This window comes from Nitratifractor sp. (genome assembly GCF_015487065.1).
GTDB lineage: Bacteria > Campylobacterota > Campylobacteria > Campylobacterales > Sulfurovaceae > Nitratifractor.
On sequence record NZ_WFQN01000061.1, the window covers coordinates 1 to 9,519 of the forward strand.

Sequence of the window (9,519 nt, forward strand, 5' to 3'; positions counted from 1 at the left end):
GATCTTGACCTGGCGCATCATCTGGGAGACGATGATCTCGATGTGTTTGTCGGAGATGTTGACCCCCTGGCGGCGATAGACCTGCTGAACCTCACTGACGATATATTCGTAGAGGGCCCGCTCGCCCAGCGCCTCGAGAATGTCGTGGCTGGAGACCAGCCCGTCGGTGAGGCGCTCGCCGGTGTGGACGTATTCCCCGGGATGGACCAGGATCGTTTTGCCCTTGTCCACCAGCTGTTCGGTCACCTGGCCGTTGTCGCCGGTGATGACGATCCGCTCTTTGCCGCGCAGCGGCTTGCCGAAGCTCACCACCCCATCGATCTTGGCGATGAGGGCGATATCTTTCGGACGGCGGGCTTCGAAGAGCTCCGAAACCCGGGGCAGACCGCCGGTGATATCCTTGGATTTGATGGCCGCCTTGGGCTTCTTGGCCAGAATATCGGCGATCTGTACTTCCTCGCCGTCCTGGACGAAGAGGATCGTCTTGGGATCCAGGTGGTAGCGGAGGATCTCGCCGCTCTCCGTCGCCAGAATGATCGACGGTTTGTAGGCGGCGGGGATATATTCGTTGAGCTCCAGCCGGGATTCGCCGGTGAGTTCATCGAACTGCTCGCTAGCGGTCACGCCGGGGATGACATCCTCGAACTTGACCGTTCCGCTCTCTTCGGCGATGATCGGCTCGGCATAGGGATCCCACTCGGCGATGACGATCTGGGTCTGTTCTCTGGGCGACGAGATCAGGGCCCCGCGCTCCACCTGCTCGCCGGCAGCCACCTGGATGATGGACCCGCGGGAGATGTAGTGGCGGGCCGCTTCCCGGTTGCTCTCGTCGACGATCACGGCGAAAAGCCCCTTCTCCTCCACCGGCTCACCCTTTTTGATGGTGTCGGTGGGTTCCAGGTAGTCACCTTCGAGGAGGAAATACTCCACCCGTCCTTTAGCGTCGGCCTGGACCGGCTGGGTGACGGGAGCACCGTTTTCGACCTTCAATTCACTGGCGAAAGGAATGTGATTGGGAACGTTCCACCCCTCTTTGATCACCTCGGCGATGGAATCGCCCTCTTTGATCTCGGTGCCGTTCTCGTAGGGGAAGAAGACCTTGCCTTCCACTTTGCCGCCGACACCGGCCAGCTCGTTGGCCCGTGCCACGTCACTTTTGCGGAAGGTGTATTTTTTCTCTTCCTCTTTGCCTTTGAGCAGCAGGACCACTTCGTCGTGGGTGTTCACAATGGAAAGCTTTCCGTCGAAGAGTGCTTTGATCTTGGGCTCGACCAGCAAGACACCGGCGTTGCGGCGGTTGGCTACGATCAGCTGGTTATCCCGGTTGCGATAGACCGACAGGTTGTAGTAGCGGACGAATCCCTCTTTGGTGGCGACAACCTGGCGCTCCTCTTTGCCGGCAGTGGCGGTTCCCCCGGTGTGGAAGGTCCGCAGCGTCAGCTGGGTACCCGGCTCCCCGATGGACTGGGCGGCGATGACCCCGACGGCTTCGCCCGGCTTGACCAGGCGGTTCTCGGCCATGTTGAGGCCGTAGCACTTGGCACAGATCCCCTTGGGCGCCTTACAGGTAGCCGGTGCACGCATGACGACGGAGCGGACCCCCGCTTCGCGGATCAGGCGGGCCTCCTCTTCCCCGATGAGCTGCCCTTCGACCAGAAGCACTTCGTTGGTGACGGGGTCGATCACATCCTTGGCGACGACCCGGCCGTAGACCCGGTCCGCCAGGGATTCGATCAGTTCGTTACCGACGAGAATATCGGAGACCTCGACCCCTTCGTGGGTGCCGCAGTCCTCCATGGAGACTTTGACATTCTGGGCCACGTCGATGAGCTTACGGGTCAGGTAACCGGCGTTGGCGGTCTTGAGCGCCGTATCCGCCAGACCCTTCCGCGCTCCGTGAGTGGAGATGAAGTACTCCAGCACGTTGAGTCCTTCCCGGAAGTTGGAGGTAATGGGGGTTTCAATAATCGAACCGTCCGATTTGGCCATCAATCCCCGCATCCCGGAGAGCTGCCGGATCTGAGCGGCACTACCCCGCGCCCCGGAGTCGGCCATCATGTAGACGGAGTTGAACCCCTCTTTGTCCTCTTTGATCAGCTTCATCAGTTCGTCGGCAATAGCGTTGTTGGCGTCGGTCCAGATGTCGATAATCTTGTTGTAGCGCTCCTGCTCGGTAAGCAGACCCGCCGCAAACTGCTTCTGGATCTCGAAAACCTTCTCTTTGGCGCCACGGATGATCTCCTCCTTGCGCTCGGGCGTCTTGATGTCGTCCACGGAGATGGAGACACCGGCCCGAGTCGCATAACGGAAACCCATATCCTTGAGGTTGTCCAGGAACTCGGCGGTCAGCTGAATACCACTGTGTTTGTAGATATAGTCGACCAGATTGGCGATGTCTTTCTTCTTCAGCACCCGGTTCCAGAGATTCTCCGGGACATAGTCGGGCATGATCGACTTGAGGATCAGCCGGCCGACGGTAGTGGTGACGATGTTACCGTCGACCACGGTTCGGATCCGGGCGTTGAGGTCCAGGGTCTCCTGCTCGTAGGCGATGAGCACTTCATCCACATTGGAGAAGAGCTTGTGGGCCCCTTTGACGTCCGCCTTCTCGAGGGAGAGATAGTAGAGTCCCAGAATCATATCCTGGCTGGGAACCGCAATCGCTTTACCGGAGGCGGGCAGCAGGATGTTCATGGAACTGAGCATCAGGATCTTCGCCTCGGCGATCGCTTCGTCGGAGAGCGGCACGTGGACCGCCATCTGGTCCCCGTCGAAGTCGGCGTTGAAGGCGGCACAGACCAGCGGGTGCAGCTGGATCGCCTTACCCTCGATGAGCCGCGGGTGGAAGGCCTGGATCGAGAGTTTGTGCAGCGTCGGTGCCCGGTTCAGCAGCACCGGATAGCTCTCAACCACTTCTTCGAGGCACTCCCAGACCTCGTTGGTCTGCATCTCGATCATCTTCTTGGCCTGTTTGAGGGTCGTGGCGTAGCCCTTCTCCTCCAGTTTGGCCATGAGATGGGGCTTGAAAAGCTCCAGGGCCATCTTTTTGGGCAGACCGCACTGGTCCATCCGCAGATCGGGCCCCACGACGATAACCGAACGGCCCGAGAAGTCGACCCGTTTCCCCAGCAGGTTCTGGCGGAAACGCCCCTGCTTCCCTTTGATGATCTCGCTGAGGGACTTCAGGGGGCGTTTGTTGGCCCCTTTCACCGCATTGCCGCGGCGGCCGTTGTCAAAGAGCGCGTCGACTGCTTCCTGGAGCATCCGCTTCTCGTTGCGGACGATGATCTCGGGAGCGTCCAGCTCCAGCAGCCGCTTGAGCCGCTGGTTGCGGTTGATGACCCGACGATAGAGGTCGTTGACGTCACTGACGGCGAATTTGCCGCCGTCCAGAGAGACCAGAGGCCGCAGATCGGGAGGAAGGACCGGCAGATAGGTCAGCATCATCCACTCGGGACGATTCCCCGAATCCAGAAAAGCCTCGATCACCTTCAGGCGCTTGACGATGGTTTTGCGCTTGGCTTCCGATTTGGTTGCGGAGATCTCCTCTTTGAGCTGGCCCAGCATCTCCACCAGATCCAGTTCCGCCAAAAGCTCCTTGATCACTTCACCGCCCATCCGGGCATCGAAGCCGGTATCGGCGAAGTGGCGACTGAGCTGCTGATACTGCTCTTCGTTGAGGACATCGTACTTCTGAACCGGATTGCCCCCTTCACTGTCGTAGCTGGCGCCGCCGGGATCCTTGACGATGTAGGCTTCGTAGTAGAGGACCCGCTCCAGGTCCTTCATCTTGACACCCAGCAGTGTTCCGATCCGGGAAGGGAGGGAGCTGACATACCAGATGTGGGCCACGGGAGCGACCAGTTCGATGTGTCCCATCCGGTCCCGGCGGACCTTGGAGCTTGTCACTTCGACACCGCACTTTTCACAGACGACGCCTTTGTAGCGCATCTTCTTGTACTTGCCGCAGAGACATTCGTAGTCCCGGATGGGGCCGAAGATCTTGGCACAGAAGAGGCCGTCGCGCTCGGGCTTGAGGGTCCGGTAGTTGATGGTCTCGGGCTTCTTGACCTCGCCGTAACTCCAGGAGAGGATCTTTTCGGGACTGGCGACCCGCAACTGAAGCGCGGCGATGTCGCGGGGCCGCTCTTCGCGGCTCATATCGATGGGGACAAGATTTTCAAGGTTCTTACTCATGCTTCACTCTCTTCCTCTTCTTCTTTTTTCTGCTCATAGAGCTCAACATCCATGCCCAGTGCCTGCAACTCTTTGGTCAGGACGAACATCGTTTCGGGGATTCCCGACTCGGGGACGCTCTCGCCCCGGGTGATGGCCCGGTAAGCCCGGGCGCGGCCCTCGACATCGTCGGACTTGATGGTCAGCATCTCCTTGAGGGTATGGGCGGCGCCGTAGGCCTCCAGGGCCCAGACCTCCATCTCTCCGAAGCGCTGACCTCCAAAGAGCGCCTTTCCTCCCACGGGCTGCTGGGTCACCAGGGAGTAGGGACCGGTGCTCCGTGCGTGGACCTTCTCATCGACCAGGTGGTGGAGTTTGAGCATGTACATGTAGCCGACGTTGACCCGCTCCAGCATCTGCTCGCCGGTCTTGCCGTCATAGAGGACGGTCTTGCCGTCGCTGTCGATTTTGGCCAATTCGAAGAGCTTGGCAAACTCCTCCTCGTTGGGGGATTCGAAGGCCGGGGCAGCGAATTTGACCCCTTTGGACCAGTCACGGGCATACTCCAGGAGCTCCTCGTCGCTCATAGTCTCCAGCTCGTTTCTGGCCTTCATCAGTTTGGCGGTATCGGCGATCTCTTTCATCTTGCTTCTCAGCTCCTGGACGAAGTCCTCCCGCTTGCTCTCATAGACCTCCTGGATCTGCTCCCCCAGACGCTTGCCGATGAGTCCCAGGTGAACCTCCAGGATCTGTCCGATGTTCATCCGCGAGGGGACCCCCAGGGGGTTGAGGATCAGATCCACGGGGCGGCCGTCTTCCATGTAGGGCATATCGATCTCGGGAACGATGTTGGAGACGATACCCTTGTTTCCGTGGCGTCCCGCCATCTTGTCCCCGACCTTGATCTTGCGTTTGGTGGCGATGTAGACCTTGACCAGCTTGGTGACCCCGCTGGGGAGAATGTCGTCCTTCTCCAGAATCTGGAGCTTCTCTTCATGCTCGGTCTTGAGCTTCTTCTTCTGCTTGAGGAAGTAGTTTTTCATCGCCTCGTACTCTTTCTGCACCTCGTCGCTGTAGGAGGCGACGACGTTGCGCAGAGCGAAGCGGTTGATGGAGCGGATCTCCTCTTCGGGGATCTTCTCACCCGCTTTGTACTCCTTCTCTCCCACGGCGACATCTCTGGCCAGCTCCTGCTTGGCCAGGAAGGAGGTGATCTGGAGCATCTCTTCCCGGTCGATCATCAGCAGTTTGTCGTGATGATCCCGATCGAGACGGGCCCGCTCTTCCTCGTAGGCGCGGATAGCCCTCGCATCCTTCTCGTAGCCCTTTTTGGTGAAAATCTTGATATCTACGACAACCCCCTCCATGGAGGCGGGGCAGTAGAGAGACTTGTTGACCACATGGCCGGCCTTGTCACCGAAGATGGCCCGCAGCAGACGCTCCTCGGGAGTCGGTTTGATCTCTCCCTTGGGCGAGACCTTGCCCACCAGGATCATGCCGGGCTTGACATGGGTTCCGATCTTGACGATCCCGCTCTCGTCCAGGTGCATCAGATCCTCTTCCCGAATATTGGGGATATCCCGGGTGATCTCTTCGGTACCGTGCTTGAGCTCCCGTGCTTCGATCTCTTTCTCGTAGATGTGGACCGACGTGAAGGTATCTTCGCGGATAAGCTTCTCTGAGAGGATGATCGCATCCTCATAGTTGTAGCCGTTCCAGGGCATAAAGGCGACGAGAATGTTCTTCCCGATGGCCAGCTCTCCCTGATCCATGTTAGGACCGTCGGCGATCACCTGGCCTGCTTTGACCTCGTCGCCGACATGAACGATGGGCACCTGCCCGAAGGAGGTGTTCTGGTTGGTCCGCATATTCTTCTCGAGGAGATAGTGGTCGATGAAGAGGCCGTTTTCATCTTCCCCTTTGATATAGATATTTCGGGCATCGACCTTCTCCACGACGCCGGCGCGGCGTGCCTTGATCGCCTCCCAGGCATCCCGGGCGACGATCGCCTCCATCCCGGTCCCCACAACAGGGGCTTCGGTTTTGAGCAGGGGCACCGCCTGGCGCTGCATGTTCGATCCCATCAGGGCCCGGTTGGCGTCGTCGTGCTCCAGGAAGGGAATCAGGGCGGCGGTCGCCCCGGAGATCATCAGGGGGGCGACATCGATCAGATCGACCTTGTCCGCCTCGTTGAGTCCGATGTTTCCGTTGAGGCGGGTTTCGATCAGATCTTCGACGATGTAGCCGTTCTCATCCACCTTGGTCGAGGCGGGAGCGATGACTTTGTTCTCCTCCTGAGTGGCGGTGATGTAGACGATCTCATCGGTAACTTTCCGATCTTTGACCACCTTATAGGGGGCTTCGATGAAGCCCAGTTCGTTGACTTTGGCATAGGTAGCCAGGGTGTTGATCAGACCGATGTTCTGCCCTTCCGGGGTCTCGATGGGGCAGATCCGTCCGTAGTGGGTCGGGTGGACATCCCGCACTTCGAAACCGGCACGCTCTTTGACCAATCCTCCTTCGCCCAGAGCCGAAAGACGGCGTTTGTGGGTGATCTCGGAGAGGGGGTTGGTCTGATCCATGAACTGGCTCAGCTGGCCGCCGGAGAAAAACTCCAGAATGGTATTGGTGATCATTTTGGAGTTGACCAGATCGTGAGGCATCAGGTCATCCAGTGAACCGCTGACGGTGGTCATCTTGTCCTTGATGGCCTTCTGCATTTTCATCAAGCCGTTGTGGAGTTCGTTGCCCAGCAGCTCACCGATGGCCCGAATCCGCCGGTTCCCCAGGTGGTCCCGGTCATCAATCTGCCCTTCACCGTTTTTGACTTTGATCAGATATTTGACGGTATTGATGATATCTTCACTGGTGAGAACCGTCACATACTCGGGAACATCCTGACTGAGTTTGTGGTTCATCTTCATCCGGCCCACTTTGGTCAGATCGTACCGCTCGGGATCGAAAAAGAGTTGATGGAGGAAGGCTTTGGCCGCCTCAGGGGTCACCGGCTCACCCGGGCGCATCACTTTATAGATCCGAATGGCAGAGAGGAGGTTCTCATCCTCGATCTCTTCCGTCTGCTTCAAGAGTTTCAAACTCTCCTGATCGGCGACAAAAGAACGGATAATAGAACTGTCAGCTCCTTCGGCCAGGTCATCGGCGATCTTGAAGGATTCGATCCCAGACTCTACGATCTTGCGGATGCGGTTCTCATCCAGCTGCGTGATAACGTCGTAGAGGACTTCGCCGCTCTCCTGATCGACAATCGGTTCGGCCAGATGGCGCTCCATCAGGATCTCGACGGGATATTCGACCCACTCCAGCCCCTCTTCGGCCAGTTTCTGGGCCCGTTTTTTTGTCAACCGTTTACCGGTCGCGACGATAACATTGCCGTCGATATCCTTGATGTCATACTCAGCACGGCCTACGAAATCTGCGGGATCGAAACGAACGATGAAGCGCCCGTCCCGGACATGGATCTCTTTGGTGGGGTAGAAGAGACGGAGGATATCCTCTTTGGTATAGTCCAGAGCCCTGAAGAGGATCGTCACGGGGATCTTGCGCCGCTTGTTGATCCGGGCATAGAGGATGTCTTTGGCATCATACTCGAAGTAGAGCCAGCTTCCCCGGTCGGGGATGATCTGAGCGGAGTAGACCAGTTTGTTGGCCACGGTGGCGGCCTCCGCCTCTTTGAAGATGACACCGGGGCTGCGATGCAGCTGGTTGACGATGACCCGTTCCACCCCGTTGACAATAAAGGAGGTGCGGTCGGTCATCAGGGGGATATCCCTTACATAGATCGCCTGCTCTTTGATCTCTTTGGGGTCCAGACGCTCTCCGGTTTTCTCATCCCGGTTCCAAATCGTCAGAGCAATCTTCAGTTTGAGAGAGACGGCATAGGTAAGCCCCCGTTCCATACATTCACGAATGGTGTATTTCGGTTTGATAATCTCACTGCCCTTGTAACTCAGGGTGATACGGTTCTGCTGATCATGGATCGGGAAAGAGGCACGAAAGACCTTTTCGATGATACTGTTGGAGCGGTCCTTCGCATCCATCATCAGGAAATTTTCATAACTGTTCTGCTGAAGCTGAAGCAGATGGGGAATCTCGATCTGTCTCGGAGTTTTGGAGAAATCGACGCGGAGTCTGTTTCCGGAATGGAGTGAATTTAACATTGGCAAACCTTAATGTTTGGTTTCTGTGGTTGGTACTGTACGCAGATACACAAATAAACTATCGGAGATAGTTCCTCTCTGCATCCGAATCGGGGAGGAACCGGGACCGAGGCCCCGAAGGATTGACTTACTTGAGTTCGACGGTAGCGCCGGCTTCTTCGAATTGTTTCTTGAGCTCTTCAGCTTCTTCTTTGGAGACGCCCTCTTTGATGACGGTGGGAGTCTCTTCGACGGCCGCCTTGGCCTCTTTGAGGCCCAGACCGGTGACGGCACGGACCACTTTGATCACGTTGATCTTCTTGGCGCCGGCATCTTTGAGCACGACATCAAATTCAGTCTGCTCTTCGGCAGCCTCACCGGCAGCTGCACCGGGAGCGGCAGCGACAACAGTCGCCTGGGCGGAAACGCCGAACTTCTCTTCAAACTCTTTGACCAGCTCGCTGAGTTCGAGGACACTCAGGTTGGAGATGAATTCAAGTACATCTTCTTTTGTACATGCCATGTTCTATCCTTTTACGGTTGTTTTCTCATAAAAAGAGTCCCGCCGCAGCGTGACTCACCTTCACTTATGCTTCCTCTTCTTTTTTCTGGCGCAGGGCATCCAGTCCGATCGTAAAGTTGCGGACAGGCGCCATCCAGACATTCAGAAGCATACCGATCAGTTCGTCACGGCTGGGCAGTTTGGCCATCGCCATGATGGTATCCAGCTCGACGGCTTTGCCTTCCAGCGCACCGGACTTGATCACAAAGCGATCTTTGAACTCGGTCGCAGCTTTGTCGGCTGTCTTACAGGTCGAGATCTGATCTTCGCCCCAGACTACCAGATTGGTATCCCGAAGTTCCAGATCTTCGATCCCCGCATTCTTCAGGGCCAGTGTCGCCAGGGTGTTCTTGACGACTTTGACCTGTGCGTCATTAGCAGCAGCCAGGCCACGGACATGCTCCAGTTCCTGACAGGTCAGACCCTTGTAGTCGCAGACGACTACCGCGTTGGACGCTTCGAAGGCAGCGGTGAGCTCAGCGACAAGCTGTTCTTTTTCTGCTCTGGTCATCGTTTCTCCTTTCAGACTTCCAACAGGGCTTCCTCTCGCGAGGAGAGCCGCTCCCGGAGGAGAGAGGCTCCGTTTAAGCTTTCGCCCCTATTGTCTTCAGTCAAGATAAAGGC

The 9,519-nt window shown here is 57.5% G+C and carries 4 protein-coding genes; all 4 read right to left on the reverse strand.

What is annotated here, in order from left to right:
• A partial coding sequence (gene rpoC, locus F8I07_RS03215; protein ID WP_292655658.1) for a DNA-directed RNA polymerase subunit beta' occupies positions 1-4,197 on the reverse strand: 4,197 nt, incomplete at its 3' end.
• On the reverse strand, positions 4,194-8,354 hold the full coding sequence (rpoB, locus tag F8I07_RS03220; protein ID WP_292655660.1) for a DNA-directed RNA polymerase subunit beta: 4,161 nt from the start codon (positions 8,352-8,354) through the stop codon (positions 4,194-4,196). The genes rpoB and rpoC, both read right to left, overlap by 4 nt.
• Positions 8,355-8,481: 127 nt before the next feature.
• Positions 8,482-8,856 carry a 50S ribosomal protein L7/L12 gene (rplL, locus tag F8I07_RS03225; RefSeq protein ID WP_292655662.1) on the reverse strand — a complete coding sequence of 125 codons (375 nt, stop codon included), beginning with the start codon at positions 8,854-8,856 and terminating at the stop codon, positions 8,482-8,484.
• 64 nt (positions 8,857-8,920) lie between these two features.
• The gene (gene rplJ / locus F8I07_RS03230) at positions 8,921-9,406 is read right to left on the reverse strand and encodes a 50S ribosomal protein L10 (protein WP_292655665.1); all 486 of its coding nucleotides are present in this window, start codon (positions 9,404-9,406) and stop codon (positions 8,921-8,923) included.
• Between the last annotated feature and the right edge of the window lie 113 nt (positions 9,407-9,519).